13 protein-coding genes are annotated in these 17,169 nt (G+C 44.2%); 5 read left to right on the plus strand and 8 right to left on the minus strand.

Annotated elements, in window-relative coordinates; genetic code table 11:
* Position 1 precedes the first annotated feature (1 nt).
* The 5 genes from NI462_RS04655 to NI462_RS04675 all read right to left on the minus strand — a co-directional run bounded on the left by NI462_RS04655 (position 2) and on the right by NI462_RS04675 (position 4,284).
* Positions 2 to 1,201: an MFS transporter gene (locus NI462_RS04655; RefSeq protein ID WP_005104033.1), complete on the minus strand. Its 1,200-nt coding sequence runs from the start codon at positions 1,199 to 1,201 to the stop codon at positions 2 to 4.
* 40 nt (positions 1,202 to 1,241) lie between these two features.
* On the minus strand, positions 1,242 to 1,805 hold the full coding sequence (locus tag NI462_RS04660; RefSeq protein ID WP_253159339.1) for a TetR/AcrR family transcriptional regulator: 564 nt from the start codon (positions 1,803 to 1,805) through the stop codon (positions 1,242 to 1,244).
* Positions 1,806 to 1,954: 149 nt separating this feature from the next.
* Complete coding sequence (locus NI462_RS04665) at positions 1,955 to 2,476, minus strand: acyl-CoA thioesterase (protein WP_004280680.1); 522 nt, start codon at positions 2,474 to 2,476, stop codon at positions 1,955 to 1,957.
* A gap of 287 nt (positions 2,477 to 2,763) precedes the next feature.
* Positions 2,764 to 2,940, minus strand: a complete 177-nt coding sequence (locus NI462_RS04670; protein WP_004731959.1) for a hypothetical protein — start codon at positions 2,938 to 2,940, stop codon at positions 2,764 to 2,766.
* Positions 2,941 to 3,279: 339 nt separating this feature from the next.
* Positions 3,280 to 4,284: a patatin-like phospholipase family protein gene (locus NI462_RS04675; RefSeq protein WP_004645821.1), complete on the minus strand. Its 1,005-nt coding sequence runs from the start codon at positions 4,282 to 4,284 to the stop codon at positions 3,280 to 3,282.
* Positions 4,285 to 4,408: 124 nt separating this feature from the next.
* Here NI462_RS04675 and chrA point away from each other — a divergent pair, with 124 nt between their 5' ends.
* Positions 4,409 to 5,614: a chromate efflux transporter gene (chrA, locus tag NI462_RS04680; protein WP_253159341.1), complete on the plus strand. Its 1,206-nt coding sequence runs from the start codon at positions 4,409 to 4,411 to the stop codon at positions 5,612 to 5,614.
* Between the two features lie 54 nt (positions 5,615 to 5,668).
* Here the strand turns inward: chrA and NI462_RS04685 are convergent, their stop codons facing one another.
* Both NI462_RS04685 and gltS read right to left on the minus strand, forming a co-directional pair.
* Positions 5,669 to 7,144, minus strand: coding sequence for an alanine/glycine:cation symporter family protein (locus NI462_RS04685; protein ID WP_253159343.1), 1,476 nt, complete (start codon positions 7,142 to 7,144; stop codon positions 5,669 to 5,671).
* A 45-nt stretch (positions 7,145 to 7,189) separates the two neighbouring features.
* Positions 7,190 to 8,428, minus strand: a complete 1,239-nt coding sequence (gene gltS / locus NI462_RS04690) for a sodium/glutamate symporter (protein ID WP_004731964.1) — start codon at positions 8,426 to 8,428, stop codon at positions 7,190 to 7,192.
* Between the two features lie 902 nt (positions 8,429 to 9,330).
* Between gltS and NI462_RS04695 the strand changes: the two genes are divergently transcribed.
* Positions 9,331 to 10,038, plus strand: a complete 708-nt coding sequence (locus tag NI462_RS04695) for a nitroreductase (RefSeq protein WP_253159345.1) — start codon at positions 9,331 to 9,333, stop codon at positions 10,036 to 10,038.
* 77 nt (positions 10,039 to 10,115) lie between these two features.
* On the opposite strand, the gene NI462_RS04700 is transcribed toward NI462_RS04695, so the two are convergent.
* Positions 10,116 to 11,333 (minus strand): multidrug effflux MFS transporter, encoded by a 1,218-nt coding sequence (locus tag NI462_RS04700; protein ID WP_253159347.1) that lies wholly within the window; start codon positions 11,331 to 11,333, stop codon positions 10,116 to 10,118.
* A 138-nt stretch (positions 11,334 to 11,471) separates the two neighbouring features.
* Here NI462_RS04700 and yccS point away from each other — a divergent pair, with 138 nt between their 5' ends.
* The 3 genes from yccS (at position 11,472) to NI462_RS04715 (ending at position 17,092) form a co-directional block, all read left to right on the plus strand.
* The gene (gene yccS / locus NI462_RS04705; protein ID WP_253159349.1) at positions 11,472 to 13,646 is read left to right on the plus strand and encodes a YccS family putative transporter; all 2,175 of its coding nucleotides are present in this window, start codon (positions 11,472 to 11,474) and stop codon (positions 13,644 to 13,646) included.
* Between the two features lie 85 nt (positions 13,647 to 13,731).
* Positions 13,732 to 14,292: a YcxB family protein gene (locus NI462_RS04710; RefSeq protein WP_004280696.1), complete on the plus strand. Its 561-nt coding sequence runs from the start codon at positions 13,732 to 13,734 to the stop codon at positions 14,290 to 14,292.
* Positions 14,293 to 14,461: 169 nt separating this feature from the next.
* Positions 14,462 to 17,092 (plus strand): PepSY domain-containing protein, encoded by a 2,631-nt coding sequence (locus tag NI462_RS04715; RefSeq protein WP_253159351.1) that lies wholly within the window; start codon positions 14,462 to 14,464, stop codon positions 17,090 to 17,092.
* Positions 17,093 to 17,169: the final 77 nt, after the last annotated feature.

A 17,169-nucleotide genomic window follows, 5' to 3' on the forward strand; every position in this document is an offset into this window, starting at 1 on the left:
TTTATAACTCCAAACTTGCCGGGCGCTTATTTTGCTTTTTGGCAACATACTGACGATAAACCAATATCGTCACAATGACGAGTGCGGCACTCAAAACATAAGTAGTTTCAAAGCCCCAATAGGCAATCAATACTCCCATTGCCACGGAACCGATCGCTAAACCCAGATCAAACAGGGTAAAGAAGGTTGAAATCGCATGTCCCATACGCTGTTTGTCGACCGACTGAATGGCCAAGGTCTGCAAACATGGGAATAGTGAACCATAACCGATGCCAATAAACACTGCCGACAACCATAATATCCATTGATTGGAAATCAGACTGACAATCACCAGACCAATGGCAAAGAAAATAAATGAAGGATAAATCACCGCACTGGGTCCCTTACGGTCATAAATCTTTCCAACCCAAGGTCTGACCAGCAACATGGATGCTGCAAATACAATAAAGAATACGCTGGTATAGCCCAAAAGCTGCTTGGTTTCACTAAATGCAGTAATAAAACTCATGATGCCCGAGTAGGCAAAAGCGGTTAGTAAAGCCACAAAACTTACCGCCAGAACTTTGACTTCCAGAATATCCTGCAAGCTCAAGCTGGTTTTTTCTGTGCTTATAGCTTCAGGTTTTGGTAACTCTGTGATTTTGAGCATCCAACAGAAAATGAGCCCCAAAGAAATGATAACGGCAAGAATGCCAAATAAGACTTTGAAGCTGGTGAACTGAATTACGGTCAATGCCAGCAAGGGCCCAAAAACCACACCCAGATTGGTCGACATGACGAAATAGCCCATGCCCTCACCTTTGCGCTGTTCAGGAATAAATTCATTAGCGACGGGTACTGCCACCGTGGTCAGAATACTGAACCATATACCATGTAAAAAACGCACCAGCAACAGCGACCACATGCTATCTACCAGCAAATAACTAAAGGAAAATAAGGCAAAAATCACGCCTGCACCGCGCATCGAGATTTTCTTGCCGAGCTTTTCGATGATCATGCCGGAAAATGGCCGAACCGCAATCGAAGAGGCCAAAAATAGCGTCAGCGCCAGACCCGCTTCTTTTACCGAACCGCCCAGATCTTTCATGATGTAAATCGGCAAGATGGTCAGTAAGGCAAAATAATAAACAAACAGGAAAAAATTATTGAATAAGCACAAGATAAATGAGCGATTCCATAACCGCTCAGCGCTAACTGACATAATCACCAACTCTTAAAATTTGTAGGGAAATAGCACAAACTCAGGCTTGAACAGTGACCGGATGCAAGGCCAACTCGACCAGATTCTGGATATAGTGTTCATCTGGAATCCGGTTGAAAAAAATGATCTGGTAATGAATCGGGCCGTATAAGGTATCCAGCATCAAATCAAAAGGATAATCAGCGCGGATTTCTCCGCGTTCAATCGCTTGCTGAACCAGTTGATGGGTCTGTTGCCGACGTGGCAAGAGATATTGCTGAAAGAACTCACCTGCCAGTTCACGGTGATTGGCAATCACCACCAACAAAGCCCGCCCCACCGGATGATTCAGTGCCTGAGATAAAGAACCGAGTTGTTGAATAAGATTACTTTTCAGGCTTTTAGAGGCATCCAGTTCAAATACCAAAGCCGTATGTTGCTTGAAAGTGTCCAGTACCAGTTCCGATTTATGTTTCCACCAGCGATAAATCGTGGACTTGCCGACGCCGGCACGTGCCGCCACATCTTCAATGGTTAACTGATGATATTCACATTCTTCTAGCGCATCTGCGACTGCCTGTAAAATGCATTGCTGTCGCCGGGAAATTTTTTCGTCACTGCTCATATTTTTCTACTTAACTTTTAAAATCCAAAAATCGAAACGATACGTATCGTTTTATATTAGGGTAAAAAAGGGCAAAGCTCCAGCAAAAAACTGAAATTGACGAAAAAAAAGACCTTCAAATGAAGGTCTTTTCTCAATCACGATTTAACTTAACTCTGTGCGGTCTTTTTATAAATGCTGCATGAAGGATGATGATTTTCTTGCAAACGCGCGACTTTACGCTGTTCTGCTGCTTCAAAACGGCATCGTTTCCAGTCATTGTCCAGGTTTAAAGCTGGAATCTGTTTTGGTTTACCATTTTCATCCACCGCGACCATGGTGAAATAGCAGCTATTGGTATGACGTACCGTTCTCTTTTGAATATTCTGGGCTTCTACACGAATCCCGATTTCCATCGAGGTACGGCCAACATGATTCACACTGGCTAGGAATGTAACCAATTCACCGACGTGAATTGGCTCTTTAAAATTCACCTTGTCTACAGATAAGGTCACGACATAACTACCCGAATAGCGACTTGCACACGCATACGCCACCTGATCCAATAATTTCAGAATGGTTCCACCATGAACATTTCCTGAAAAATTTGCCATATCTGGCGTCATGAGAACTGACATCGTTAACTCTGACTGGTCATCCGACACTGCTGCAATTTGATCTAAAGGGGCCATCGTTTTCTTTGAACTCTTTGAATGACAAGGTTATCGTTTATTATTATAGCGTTTTTAACATGAATAAAATGTTCAATTCGGCAAATGAAGCATCACAATTATTGATATAGAAAATGTATTCATACAGAAAAAAATATATTTAATTGCTTAAAATCTCAGTTAGAAAGTTAAGTGCCAATAAATCAACACTTATTTATCTGGGGCTGATTACATAGCAACTGAGAATTTTTCACTGTTTTAAGCTCTGAACAAAAATAATTCAGGAAAATAAAAAGGCTCTGCGTGATTTAAAGCATCACGGGTCTGAGCATTTCCTGCGCCACGTTCTGATAACTTAAAATTTGTTGACCATCCAAGGTCGTTTCAACGGTAAAAGAACCATCCTGATGGGTCGCGGTCACTGTAAAAATATAGTGTTCGAATTGTGCCAGTTTGACCTGCTGTCCAATTTTAATATGCATCATGATGTCTACATCTGTGTAGTGATCTTTTCAAACTGCATTCTGGCATGAACATCGATGCTTTTGAATATTTGATCAACTTAAGTATACGAATAATAATATTAAAATTTTAATTTAAGACGAATAAGGCTTATTATTTAAAACAATATACTTATAATTCAATTTGTTATATTTAAAATTAATTTTATCTTTTGCGATAATTCCGACTGACTGATACACATAGGCAATCATCTTATCTTTTATAACAATCAGTTAAGCGTTACAGCCGATGATCCGTTATCCTTTTGAGTGAATATCCCTATACTGCGATATAGGGATAAACAGAAATTTCAAAAAAAAGATTTATTGAGCTTGATGTTCATGTACCACAAACTGTGGAATGCGATGTCCTTGAGCATAATCATGTTTTTGGTAGGCTTGTGAAATTTCCATCAACTTTAACTGGGTCGCCTCGGCACCAGCCTGCATGGTGAGTTCCCTGCCACGGACATCAAAGATATGGCCTTTTTCGCGTAAATCCGGCTGAATCACCACATCTGCATGCTTTAATTCTTCATGCGCCAGATGTTGCTGCATAATATTGATGTTCTGGTTAAACAGTCCCCAGACATTGCTGGTTTCCGTGTGAATGGGTTGTGCCAGAATATCTACCGCAATCACAATGTCGGCTCCCAACTCACGTGCCACATCGACCGGCACCGGACTGACTAGACCACCATCTACATATTCTTTACCTTGAATGATGGTCGGAATAAACATACTCGGAATCGAGACTGAAGCACGTACCGCCTGTCCGGTATTGCCATAGTTAAAGACGACTTTCTTGCCTTCTTTCAGCGCGGTTGCTACCACAAACATTGGGATTTTCATGGCTTCAAGCGGGGTTTGATCGACCTGCAAATTGACATAATCTTCAACTTTCTTGCCATCAAAAAAGCCTTTTCTGGCTAGTTTGATATCACGGACATCATTCGGTCGCATGCTGAGGGCAATATTGCGCAGTTCAATCGCCGGTTTACCACTTGCATAAATGGATCCCACAATGCTGCCCGCACTGGTTCCGACAATAAAATCTGGTTGAATACCCGCCTGTTCCAGTACTTCCAGCGCACCAATATGCGCATAGCCACGAGCACCGCCACTGCCTAGGACTAAAGCAACTACCGGACGCTGTTGGGTTTGCTTGATCTTTTGAAAATCAATTTGATTTGGACGTGCCTGAGCTTCTCCGCGTTGTGCAGCAGGTTGTAGATGACTGGTCGCCGCTTGGGCTGTCATTGGGGTCGTTTGGCAAGCACTTAGGCCAAATGTACCCAGTATCACCATACTCAACACATATTTCTGCATGCAGAGAATGTCCTCATTAATCTAAAGCAGCATAGTGTATAAACACATGCATAAATAGTCTGTAGAATTTCGTAAAACTGTCATACAGTTCAGCTACTTTACCTTCATTTTTCCCCATAACTGTATGTCTTCAATCTTACTGTATCGGATTTTCCTGATTTTCCTGCAACTGGGCTGCATTTCATTTGGTGGTCCAGCGGCGCATCTGGTGTTTTTTCACCGAAAATTTGTGACCCAACTGCAATGGTTGAATGACACCCAGTACAGTCAACTGGTCGCTTTGGCGCAACTTTTACCCGGGCCGAGCAGCAGTCAGGTGGGGCTGTCGATCGGTTATCTGCAACGGGGCTATACTGGTGCCGTGATCGCATGGTTGGGTTTTACCCTGCCCTCAATGATTCTGATGACCTTGGTGGCGCTCTTGGGTCAAAGCTATTTTCATATTTTAAACTCAAACAGCTTTCATACCATCCAGTTAATTGTATTTTCTGTAATCGCCTGGGCATTCTGGCAAATGCTGAGAAGCTTCTGTAAAACGGTTTGGCAATACGCTGTCTTAATCCTCTCTGTCGCATTACTGATAGTCGTTTCAGTAAGTTTTAACCAGATTCTGGTCATTATACTGGGCGCAATCTGTGGACTCTTGGCTGGATATTTTTCCCAATCAGATTCGAAACCCAAAGAAATTAACAAAACGGCAATCAGCTCGCCATATATTCGATCTGCCGCTGCACCCTATTGGCTGCTAGCATTTATCTTGCCATTTTTGCTGCTGCCCTTAGCAGGCAAATTATGGGGTGAATCGGAGCTGCAATTTTTTTCCAATTTCTATCAAACCGGTTCATTGGTATTTGGTGGTGGTCATGTGATTCTGCCTTTGCTATATCAGGACTTTGTCACAACCGGTTTAGTCAGTGCCCAATCTTTTGATCTTGGCTATGCATTTGCCCAGCTCATGCCTGGACCTTTATTCAGTTTTGCCAGTTATATTGGTGCTTTGCTGCCTTGGACGCCTTATGTCTGCCTAAATACACTGTTAGCAACCTGTGCAATCTTTTTACCTTCATTTTTTCTGATCTTTGCTACCTTGCCCTACTGGTCATGGTTGATGCAGCAGCGCCATATTCATCAGGCGGTGATGGGCATCAATGCTGCGGTGGTGGGGCTATTGCTGTATTTATTGCTGGATCTTTCACAACGTTATTTTAGTTATGGCTCCGACCTGGTTTTTGTCGCGGTGATGATTGCCCTGCTACGCTCAAAACTACCGGTCTGGTTCAGCCTGATTTTGGGCTTTGTGCTTTATCAAAGTTATTTAAATTTCTTCTAAAGAAAACTTTGGCACAAAAAAGCCCCGAATGATCGGGGCTTTTTACTTCAAGTCTTACCAGATATCTGATTTGACCTTGTCTTTAAATTTAGGATGGTTATCCAGTTTAAATTCAGGCTCTTTCACACCACGCTTCAACTGACCGGTATAGTCTTTGAGTAGCATCAGCAGGAATGGCATCAGCAACAGGATCGCAATCAAGTTGATACTTGCCATCACGCCCATGAACAGATCTGCCATATTCCAGATCAATGGCACACTGGCGATAGAACCGAAATACACCATGACCAATACAAATAAGCGGAAAATCAACATCACCCGACTATTGTTATTGATGAACTGGACGTTTCCTTCGGCATAGGCATAGTTACCAATAATCGAAGAATAGGCAAACAGGAACAGAATCAAAGCCAAGAAGTCATCACCCCAAGCACCAATCTGGCTTTCAAGCGCCATCTGGGTCAAGGTCACGCCTTCAAAGCCTGCATTTTCATACAGACCCGAAACCAGAATAATAATCGCGGTACATGAACACACCACAAAGGTATCTACAAATACTCCGAGCATCTGTACCAGACCCTGGTTGACCGGATGTTTGACATCGGAAGCTGCAGCAGCATTCGGTGCCGAACCCATCCCTGCCTCGTTAGAGAACAGACCACGCTTGATGCCCATCATCATCGCCATAGATACCATGGCGCCAAAGAATCCACCAGCGGCGGCTTCAAATTCAAAGGCTTTACTGAAAATGAGCTGGAAGATGGATGGGAGCAAATCGTAATTGATGACCGCAATATACAAAGCCACAGCCAGATAAAGCACAGCCATAAACGGCACAAAGCTTTCCGCAACTTTCGCAATCCGTTTAATCCCGCCAAAAATGATCACCGCAGTCATCAAGACCAGAAACAATCCGACCCAGGAAATTTCCAGATTCAGGCCGCCTAATGGCAGAATCAGGTTCGCCTGATCCCAGCCCCAGGCATGAGAGGTTGCTCCGGTAATGGCATTGGCCTGAACTGCATTGAAGACAAAACCATAAGTCGTGATCAATGCAATCGCAAAGACAATCCCGAGCCATTTCTGTTTCAGGCCTTGGGTAATGTAATAAGCTGGTCCACCACGGAATTGCTGGTTTTTGTTATCTCGCACCTTAAACAACTGGGCCAAAGAGGATTCAACAAAAGCAGAACTCATGCCCAGAAAGGCAGTAAACCACATCCAGAAAACGGCACCGGGGCCACCAATTGCAATCGCAATGGCAACACCCGCGACATTGCCCACCCCGACCCGGCTTGCCAGTCCAGTGACAAAGGCCTGAAACGGGGTAATGCCGTGCGTATCCTGAACCTTGCCACGGCTATTTTTCATGACTTTCATGCTGTGCCAGAACAAACGAATTTGTACTGCACCCGTCATGATCGTGTATAAAATACCGACTGCGACCAGAAACATCACCAGAAAATCCCATAAAGGGCCATTCAGGGCATTAATCCAGCCGAGTAAGGTTTCATTTAACTGATCATTCATGTCACATCCTTATGAGCCTATGACTCATCGTATCAGGCATAAAAATTATGCAAAAAACTTCAAAATCATCTGAATAACAGTAGCATTGATTAAGTCAACGAAGAACGCACCACATAATGGAACAATCAGGAAGGCCTTATGCGACGCACCATACATATTGGTAATCGCCTGCATATTGGCAACCGCTGTTGGCGTTGCGCCCATACCGAAACCACAATGCCCTGCTGCAAGTACCGCAGCATCGTAGTTTTTACCCATGATGCGGAAAGTTACAAAACCGGCATACAAAGCCATGGTGATGGTCTGTGCACCCAGAATTACCATCAGTGGTCCTGCAAGGTCAGCCAATTGCCATAATTTCAATGATAACAATGCCATCGCCAAGTACAGCGACAATGAAGCATTACCGAACACATCAATCGCGCGATCGAAAATCTGAACTTTGAAAACACCTTCCAGTACATTACGCAGGATGACACCACCCGCCAATGCCCAGACAAATGTTGGCAGTTCAAATGCAGTACCTTTACTGAAACCCGTCATAAACTCTGCAAAAGCCAAACAGCCTGCAAATAGACCCAAGGTCGTGATTGCATTATCAGCGGTAATTAAACGCACCTGATGCGGATATTCAAACGGTACATATTCGCTGGTGGTGCTGTCCATTGGCGTATTGTCACGCGTTTCAATTTGCTGATCGGTACGCGCAGTCGCCAGGTTATAACGGTTGATCAGCAACTTGGCTAAAGGTCCGCCAATAATACCGCCGATAATCAATCCAAAAGTCGCACTGGCCATACCTAGTGCCAAAGCACCTTGAATACCATGTTCAACTTCAAAAATTTCCCCCCATGCACCCGCAGTACCATGACCACCGGTTAAGGTAACTGAGCCTGCAATCAGGCCAATCAATGGGTCAATACCCAATAATGTTGCCAGACTCATGCCGACCGCATTTTGCAAAATAATGAAAGCCGAAACAGCAAACAGGAAAATAACCAGACCGATCCCACCTTCACGCAACTTGGAAAAGTTGGCACTCAGACCAATCGAAGCAAAGAAAATCAGCATAAAGCTGGTTTGTAATTCTGCACTGGTGGTGATGCTATATCCCCACAATGAATGCACCAGCAATGAGATGATCGCCGCAACCAAACCGCCCGCAACCGGTTCAGGAATATTGTAACGTCTTAAAAAATCGATTTTATTAACCAAGAATCGGCCGAGTAACAGAACAATGACTGCGGCAATCAAGGTATAAAATGCATTAAAAGTAAAATCCATAATTTTTTGCCCAAGATGATTTTGTATTTTTTATTTTTCTAAAAGTCATGGAGTGCGCTAGATCTCTAGCTCGCTCATTAGATGTTCATCTGGAAATATCCTGATTTGATCTATTACCTTTAGAAAAACAAACCGATTTATCATCTCTTTCAAACTTATGAATATCATCATCACGATCATATTCAACAAATGAGAGATTTATAAAAGCAACACCTTTTCTATTCCGATACTCAGTCTGTTGGAAAATTGCAGACATTTTTCTAACAGACGCGCATGCTGGTAAAAAAACTGTGTTTTAAGCTCAAAAAAACATTCAGTGCTTGATGAGTGCTTTCAACCTAAAGACTTCATTCAAGCCATCTGGAATCGCGTTATTTAAAACAGATCTTAATCACAAAATGCATGAATTAAGATGAAAAGTCGTACATTATGCTGTTTCTTTGTATCAAGTTTTATTTCTTTTTATTAGCAATAGTTAATTTACCTATAAAAAATAATTATAAATTCTCATTTTTATATGAAGATTAATCTATATTTTAATTCAAAAAAAATATTAATCTTTTACTCGACACGGAATGAAACAGGGATCTTGAAATTAAATTATCTTGATTTTCAGTCAAAATAAACCAGTTCTCTGTTTGAAATTGTTATTGTTGAATGGTTCAAGCACTTGGGTTTTAAGCCATTTTTTAAATCAAAGACCAACTTTATGACTAAATCCATTGCTATCACTTAGGCGATTTATGCTCAGCTAAAAGAATGCGAAATTTCATTATTCAAGTCATTTTGCTGATAAATTGTTTTTTTCAGCTGGCGAAGAATTAAATTTTCCTATCCCCCCTTCTGTTTGTTTAGTTTATAGTCATTGCAAACTCAATAAGGATATTCGACTGGACCCCATAATGGATCAAAATCTTGTTCATGCTGTAGATCACACCATCACTTCTCGCCATTCAGTGCGTGCTTTTTTAAATACCCCCGTTAGTACAGACACCTTAAAAGAGATTCTGGCGGTGGCCAGCCGCGCACCCTCAGGAACCAATACCCAACCCTGGAAAGTGTATGTGGTAACAGGTAAAAAGCGTGATGAACTCGTGCAGCAGGTTTGTCAGGCACAAATGCAAATCTATGCAAATCCGGAATTGTCGCAGCAGTATCAGGAAACTTTTGCCTATTATCCTGAACAATGGATCTCGCCATTTATTGAACGTCGTCGTGAAAATGGCTGGGGTTTATATGGCTTGCTGAATATTCAGAAAGGCGAAAAGGAAAAAATGGCGCGTCAGCAGCTGCGTAATTTTGAATTATTTGATGCGCCTGTCGGCCTGTTCTTTACCGTCCATCGTTCTTTGGCGATTGGTTCCAAAATGGATGTTTCCATGATGATCCAGAATGTCATGCTGGCAGCAAAAGCCCGTGGCCTGGACACTTGCCCGCAGGCAGCCTGGAATCACTTTCACCCGATCGTGCTTGATCTGGTCGGCGCACCTGGTGATGAAGAGCTGGTCTGCGGTATGGCACTGGGTTATGCCGATCCAGAGCAGATTATTAACAGCTTTATCACCCCGCGCGTTCCCGTAGAGGAATTTGCAGTGTTTATCGATGAGTGATGCAAGCAGGGCTAAGCCAACTTGCTTAGCCCTCTGCTCAATCCAGCATTTTTAATATATTAGAGAACGCCCAGCATCTATGCATTTTTCAAGATTGGCATCTTGATTTTAAAAATCGCCCAAGCGGAAATACCTACAAAAAACAGCATGATCAATGCCATATTTAATAAGGCATGCCAGATCAGAAAATTCAGTAATACACCGCCCAATAAGCCACAGACAAATTGCATACTGCCCATAATCGCACTGGCAGTTCCTGCCCGCTCGCCCTGTTCAGCCATTGCCAAAGCCATGGCATTCGGACCAGTAAACCCGATAGATGCCACCACAATAAACATGCCTAACAACACCCAGAGCACAGAATCGACGTCCAGACAGCCCAGCAAGATTAACCCTAATACACCGGCAAACTGCAGGCAGGTGCCGATTTTCAGGCGCTGCAATATCGAGAATCGTCCAGCCAGACGTTTATTCAAGGTCGAAAACAGCATGATGCCGAAAGCATTGGCACCAAAGGCATAAGCAAACTGCTGCTCGGTCAGTTGATAACGATCCATCAGAATAGTCGAAGAAGCACTGATATAACAGAACATCACCGCACCGGAAAAACAGCCGGCATAGAGCGGGCGTCGAAAGCTGGGATCTTGAAAAATGCACCGGTACAAACTTATAACCTGTTGAAAGTTCAGCTTGAGACGGCGTTCTGGCTCCAGGGTTTCTTTAAATAGAAAATGTACACAGGCCAGACTCAACAGACCACAGCCCATCAGCACCAAAAAGATCATGTTCCATTCATAAAAAATCAACACCCAGGCCCCCAGACTCGGGGCGATGATTGGCGCAATCGCAGTCACAATCATCATGCTGGCAAAGGCCTGAGCTGCTGAATGCATATCCAGACGATCGCGAATTGCAGCGCGTGCCATGACCACCCCGACACAGCCACCGAGAGCTTGCAGAATTCGTGCAGCGATCAGGCTCCATTCATCCTGCGCAAAGACACACAGCAAACTTGCCACAATGTATAAACACAGCCCAAAATACAGTGGCGGTTTACGTCCAATCCGGTCACTGATCGGACCATAAATCAGTTGCCCGATCGCCAGACCGAAGAAATAAGCCGGCAAACTATTGGAAACCATTTGGGTACTGACACCAAAATCTGCTGCCATAGCCGGTAAGGCCGAAAGATACATATCAATGGATAAAGGCCCGAGTGCACTTAAGGTCGCCAGCAAAACAATCCAGGACATGGCATAAGGTTGTTGTACTATTTTATTCGATGTCATAAGCATGAAGATTTAAAGCGCTAATATGCAGACAAATTAACACAGTGCATAGTATGATTTAGCCTGAAATGAAGATTTATAAATATACTATTTTCATTAGCCTATTCAGATTCAGCTCTAAAACTGCAGTATAAAGGACGACCTTTGAAATCTTGGCTCACTCGTCTCAAGCAAACCACCTATAACACGACCTTGATGTATAACCTGCGCATGATGACGGCATTTGCAGGTACCGCCTTTGTTCCCTATTTTATGGGACAACAATTGATGACGATCCCATTGACTTTAGGGGTGGTCGCAGCCGGTTTAAGTGATATTGATGACCGCTTTTCGGTGCGGATTTTAAATCTGCTGTATACCTACATTGGCTTCTTTATTACCGCAGTGGGCGTATATCTGCTCTTTCCTTATCCCCTGCTATTTGCCTTGGCCTTAATTGTGTCCTGTATTGCCCTGATTTTGCTGGGTTCACTAGGGCGACGCTATGCCACGATTTCCTACGGCTGTCTGGTGATTTCCGTTTATTCCATGCTCGGGGTAGAGCTGTTTGATGAATGGTATAAACAGGCTGGTTTATTGGTCATCGGCGCGATGTGGTACGGTCTGCTGTCGACCATCAGTTTCCTGATTTTCCCTGCCCGACTGGCGCAAGACAAGCTTGCCATTTCCTATTCTGCTCTCGGTGACTTTTTATATGCCAAGTCCAATCTGTTTGATGTGGACATGACCCCGAAAAGCTATCAGCAAAGCATGATTGAACTCTCGCTTGAAAATGGGAAACTGATTGCGATTTTTAATGAGATGAAAACTGCCCTTTTGACTCGCCTGAAAGGTGACCGGGGGCAAAAAGACACCCGTCGCAGCCTGCAATATTATTTTGTGGCGCAGGATATTCATGAACGTGCCGATTCAGCGCATATTGATTATCAGAAACTGGCCAAGATTTTCCAGCATAGCGATATCCTGTTCCGCTTCCAGCGCATCATGTCAATTCAGGGCAAAGCCTGTAAGGATCTGAGTGAAAGTTTGCTGCTGCGCAAACCTTATGTGCATAATCAGCGCTTCAAGCATGCATTTGACAACCTGAGACAGTCTCTGGATAAGTTACGTCAGGAGCAGCAGTATGATCAGGTCTGGATTAGCGCCCTTTTTGCGTTGTTTCAAAACCTGAAATCGATTGATGCCCAGTTACGCAATCTGGAAACCGAACAAAGTATTAAGTCTGAGCGTTTCAAACATATCGAAAACCAGCTCAGAGATGATGACCTGAAAGGCTGGGATGACATCAAGATTCGAATTAAGCAACATTTGACACCGGAGTCGGTGCTGTTCCGGCATGCCATTCGCCTGTCGATTGTGCTGCTGATCAGCTATATTTTTGTACAGGTCAGCAATATTGAATATGGTTACTGGATTTTATTGACCGCACTCTTTGTCAGCCAGCCGAACTTTAACGCCACCAAACGGCGTTTACGTCTGCGTATTGTCGGTACGTTGGTCGGTATTATTCTCGGTTATGCCATTCTGTATTTTGTGCCTTCCATCGAAGGACAATTATTACTTCTGGTATTGAGCGGGATTCTGTTCTTTGAATTACGCAGTAAACAGTATGCCCAAGCCACCGCCTTTATCACGATTTTAGCCCTGATCAACTTCAACCTGGACGGTATGGGCTATGCCGCGGCCATCCCGCGTATGATCGACACCTTGATTGGCTGTGCGATTGCCTGGTTCGGCGTCAGTTTTATTTTTCCAGACTGGAAGTTCCGGCGTTTGCCGCGCAGTATCAAACGCAGCTTGCAGGCAGAAGCAGATTATTTGAGTGAAGTAATCGAGCAGTATAAATCAGGACGTAATAATGGCCTGAAATATCGGATTGTGCGCCGTGCGGCCCATAATACCGATGCCGAGGTGGCTTCACTAATTTCGACACTGGCCACTGAACCGGATATTGATCCGGTACAAAAATCGCTAGCCTTTGAGTTCCTTTGTCTGAACCATACTTTTATCAGTTATATTGCTGCACTGGGCGCACACCGGGAAAAAATTGAAGATCAGGACATTCTGAATTTACTGGACAAAGCACTTGAGAACATTCGTGGTGCATTGCTAAGAGATGAAATGCCCGATTTAAGTGCGCAAAATATGATTGCCCATATTCGCCAGCGCCTGGCTCAAGATCAGGAGCAAGATCAGAAATCCCTGATCATTTTGCAGCAACTGTCTTTAATGTTCAGCATTTTAAAGCAGTTGAGCCAACTGAAACAAAGTTTGAGTCATGAGCGTGATGAACAGGCAACTGAATTAGGTTCATTATAATTTGGCTGATTTTGGAACAATATACTCACTGAATTGGTACAATTAGTGCTAAACTTTTTACAGTTTAAAATCTGCTAATTTCATTATGACCGCGAAAAATTTATACGCTTATACCCTACAGCCTGTGAACTATGAAATTTCAGAAGCCGAGCAGCGTCATGCTCAGCTGGTGATCTGGCGTAGTACCAATAAAATTGGCATGAAAGCATGGCTGATCATGGGTGCTGTTGTTGCACTTTCTATTCTGGGCATTCTGCTCCTGAAGAACTATTCTACCGTCTTCTGCTGGGTGGCCATTGTCTGTGTAGTGTTGTATTACCTGATCCGTACCTTTGGTCTGGAATGGTATGTTAAACGCAAGATGAATGAGTTTCCGGTACAGGAAATCAAGGGTGTTCGCCTGGGCGTACAACCACATGGCATCGTGATGCGCCAGAAAATGGGCATGCAAGAAGGTGTTGGCGCGATTAGCTGGAAAGACATCTATGAATGGTACAACACACCAGAATTCATGTTGGTCAATTTCAAAGTAAAAGGCCAGCAAGGTGCGTATATCCTGCCGAAACGTCTGGACAGCAAAAACTTCTCTTTCGCCACGATTCGCAAGCATCTGGAAGCCGAAGTCGGCGCAGCAAAACAAATCTAAACTGTTCTTTCTTCAGTGAAAAACCTCCTGCCCCGGCATGGAGGTTTTTTTAATCTCAAAACAATAAATGATAATGAGAATAAATATTATCCTCAACACCTATAATTCGGGCTCAAACTTCAGTTATAATTTTGCCACTTTTATAGATCTCACCCTTAATCTGACGACCATGTTTAAAAAGACATTTTTCCAAATCCACTGGTTTCTGGGGATTACAGCAGGTTTAATCCTCTCGATAATGGGGGTCACTGGCGCAATCTATTCCTATGAACAACAAATATTAAAATGGATGAATAGCGACAGTTATACGGTTCAGGTTCAGCAACGTGACAAACTCACGCCTGCCGAACTGTATCAGCACTTTAACCGTACTGCGCCTGACATGAAGATCAACAGTATTACCGTGGCACAAGATCCGAGTGCTTCGAGTACCGTGAATGTTGCCAAAGAAGGGGCACGGCGTGGTCAGAACATCATGATCAACCCGTATACTGCGGAAGTCTTGCCAGAAATTAAGGGTCGGGAATTTTTCCAGTTTGTTCAGCAACTGCATCGTAATTTGACGGTTGGTCCAGTAGGTAAGCAGATTACCGGTGCCTGTACCCTGATGCTGATCTTTTTTGTCTTGTCAGGTCTGTACCTGCGCTGGCCGAAACGTCATTCGATCAAGCAATGGTTTTTTGTAAAACCTCAACTGAAAGGCCGTAATTTTATCTGGGATCTGCATGCTGTTGTGGGAACCTGGGTGGTAATTTTCTACTTGATTCTGGCCTGTACCGGTCTGTACTGGTCTTATGACTGGTGGCGCAATGGCATGTTTAAAGTGCTGGGTGTGGAACGCCCGCAACCGGAAATGCAGGCCAATGCCGGCAATAACCGTGGTGAAGGACGTCCAGGCGGCGAACGTGGCCCACGTGCTGAAGGTGAAGCACGAGGTGAAGGCCGTCAGGGTGGCGAACGCGGTGCTGGTCGTGAAGGCCGCGAAGGTCTCAGCGCTGAAGCTACTGTCCGTGCATTGGACCAGAGCTGGATTGGCTTTAACACTGAATTTTCAGATAAGTATTCTACTGTAACGTTTAACCTTCCGAAAAAACCGGATGGTGAAATGCAACTGAGCTTTGTCGATCCAATCGTTCAGCATGAACGTGCACGAAACAGTGCCACTTATAATTACCAGACAGCTGAATTTACCAAAGTTGAGCTGTATGAAGATAAAAAGCTCAATGAAAAGATCATGAGCAGCATGTTACCGGTGCATCGTGGCAGCTTCTTCGGCCCGATCTACCAGTTCTTTGCCATGGTCGCAGCCTTGTTGATGCCGTTGTTCTTTGTGACCGGCTGGATGCTCTATCTGAAACGTCGCAAACAGAAACGCTTAACGCTGGCAGCACGTCAGGGTGCGACTTTAGTAAACCTAGATGAAAATTCCAAACCGTGGCTCATCGCGTATGCGTCACAAACAGGGGTTTCTGAGCAGCTGGCTTGGCGTACAGCAACTGCCCTGCAGGAAGCGCGTCAACCGGTAACCGTCAAGCCGGTACAACAGCTGACGCTTGCCGATTTACAGCAAACTGAACAGGTATTATTTGTTGCCAGTACCTATGGCACGGGCGAAGCACCGGATCTGGCTTCTTCTTTTGAGAAAAAAATCCTGTCTATTCAAGCTGATCTCAGTCATTTAAGTTATGCGGTATTGGCCTTAGGTTCTCAGGAATATCCAGACAGTTATTGCAGTTTTGGTCACCGTATTGATCAGTGGTTAAAACAGAATGGTGCCCAGCAGCTATTCAATACAATTGAAGTCGACAATGCCAATAACGAGCATATCCAGCAATGGAATAATGCACTGGCACAAGTCACTCGACTTGAGCTACAAGCGATGAGTATCGATAAGACCTTTGATCACTGGAGTTTGAGTAAACGTGAAGTCCTCAATCCGGGTAGTCTGGGTGCGCCTGCCTTCAATATCGAACTGACCCCTGAGCATGAAGCCGTCTGGCAAGCAGGTGATATTGCCGAGGTTCAGCCAGGGAATAGCCAAGAACGTATCGATGCATTTATGCAAAAGCACCAGATAGCAGCGGGTACACAAGTACCTTCTATGCAACAGAATATTGAACAGGCACTCTGGGATCGTGATCTGACTCAGGCTGAACCTTTTGATTCTCTGGATCAGCTCCTCACGCAATTACCGGTTTTGGTAACACGTGAATACTCCATTGCCAGTATTCCAAGCCAGCAGGTTTTACGTCTGGTGGTACGTCAGCAAACCGATGCTAGTGGTAATCTGGGATTGGGTTCAGGCTGGCTGACCCAGCATGCGGCTCTCAATGCGCCCATTGCACTGCGTATTCGCAGCAATGAATCTTTCCACCTGATTGATGACAACCGCCCGATTATCTGTATTGGTAATGGTACCGGCATTGCCGGACTATTAAGTCTGCTCAGTGCGCGTAACCGTCAGGACTATAGCCAGAACTGGCTGATCTTCGGTGAACGTCAGCGTAAACACGACTTCTTCTTTGAAGAAACCATTCAGGCCTGGCTGCAAATGGGAACCCTGAAACGTCTCGATCTTGCATTCTCGCGCGACCAGCAGGAAAAAGTTTATGTACACCATAAACTGCGTGAACAGGCTGAAGAACTAAAAGCTTGGATTGCTCAAGGTGCAGTGATTTATGTCTGTGGTAGCATCAATGGCATGGCCAGCGATGTGGATCAGGCCCTGATTGAGATTCTCGGTGAAACGATGTTAGATCAATTACGTCTGGATGGACGTTATCGCCGTGATGTATATTAAGATAACCTGATATGCTAAAAACCGGGCTTAATGGCCCGGTTTTTATTGAAGATGCAAAAGCAATAATAAGAATATGA

Source organism: Acinetobacter lwoffii (assembly GCF_024129715.1).
GTDB lineage: Bacteria > Pseudomonadota > Gammaproteobacteria > Pseudomonadales > Moraxellaceae > Acinetobacter > Acinetobacter lwoffii_U.

Coding starts and splice junctions, on each gene's coding strand:
- NI462_RS04710 (WP_004280696.1), top strand. CDS start 13,732: ATGACCGCGAAAAATTTATACGCTTATACCCTACAGCCTGTGAACTAT.
- NI462_RS04675 (WP_004645821.1), bottom strand. CDS start 4,284: ATGCAGAAATATGTGTTGAGTATGGTGATACTGGGTACATTTGGCCTA.
- NI462_RS04685 (WP_253159343.1), bottom strand. CDS start 7,144: ATGAATGATCAGTTAAATGAAACCTTACTCGGCTGGATTAATGCCCTG.
- NI462_RS04665 (WP_004280680.1), bottom strand. CDS start 2,476: ATGGCCCCTTTAGATCAAATTGCAGCAGTGTCGGATGACCAGTCAGAG.
- NI462_RS04700 (WP_253159347.1), bottom strand. CDS start 11,333: ATGCTTATGACATCGAATAAAATAGTACAACAACCTTATGCCATGTCC.
- gltS (WP_004731964.1), bottom strand. CDS start 8,428: ATGGATTTTACTTTTAATGCATTTTATACCTTGATTGCCGCAGTCATT.
- NI462_RS04695 (WP_253159345.1), top strand. CDS start 9,331: ATGGATCAAAATCTTGTTCATGCTGTAGATCACACCATCACTTCTCGC.
- chrA (WP_253159341.1), top strand. CDS start 4,409: ATGTCTTCAATCTTACTGTATCGGATTTTCCTGATTTTCCTGCAACTG.
- NI462_RS04670 (WP_004731959.1), bottom strand. CDS start 2,940: ATGATGCATATTAAAATTGGACAGCAGGTCAAACTGGCACAATTCGAA.
- NI462_RS04660 (WP_253159339.1), bottom strand. CDS start 1,805: ATGAGCAGTGACGAAAAAATTTCCCGGCGACAGCAATGCATTTTACAG.
- NI462_RS04655 (WP_005104033.1), bottom strand. CDS start 1,201: ATGTCAGTTAGCGCTGAGCGGTTATGGAATCGCTCATTTATCTTGTGC.
- NI462_RS04715 (WP_253159351.1), top strand. CDS start 14,462: ATGTTTAAAAAGACATTTTTCCAAATCCACTGGTTTCTGGGGATTACA.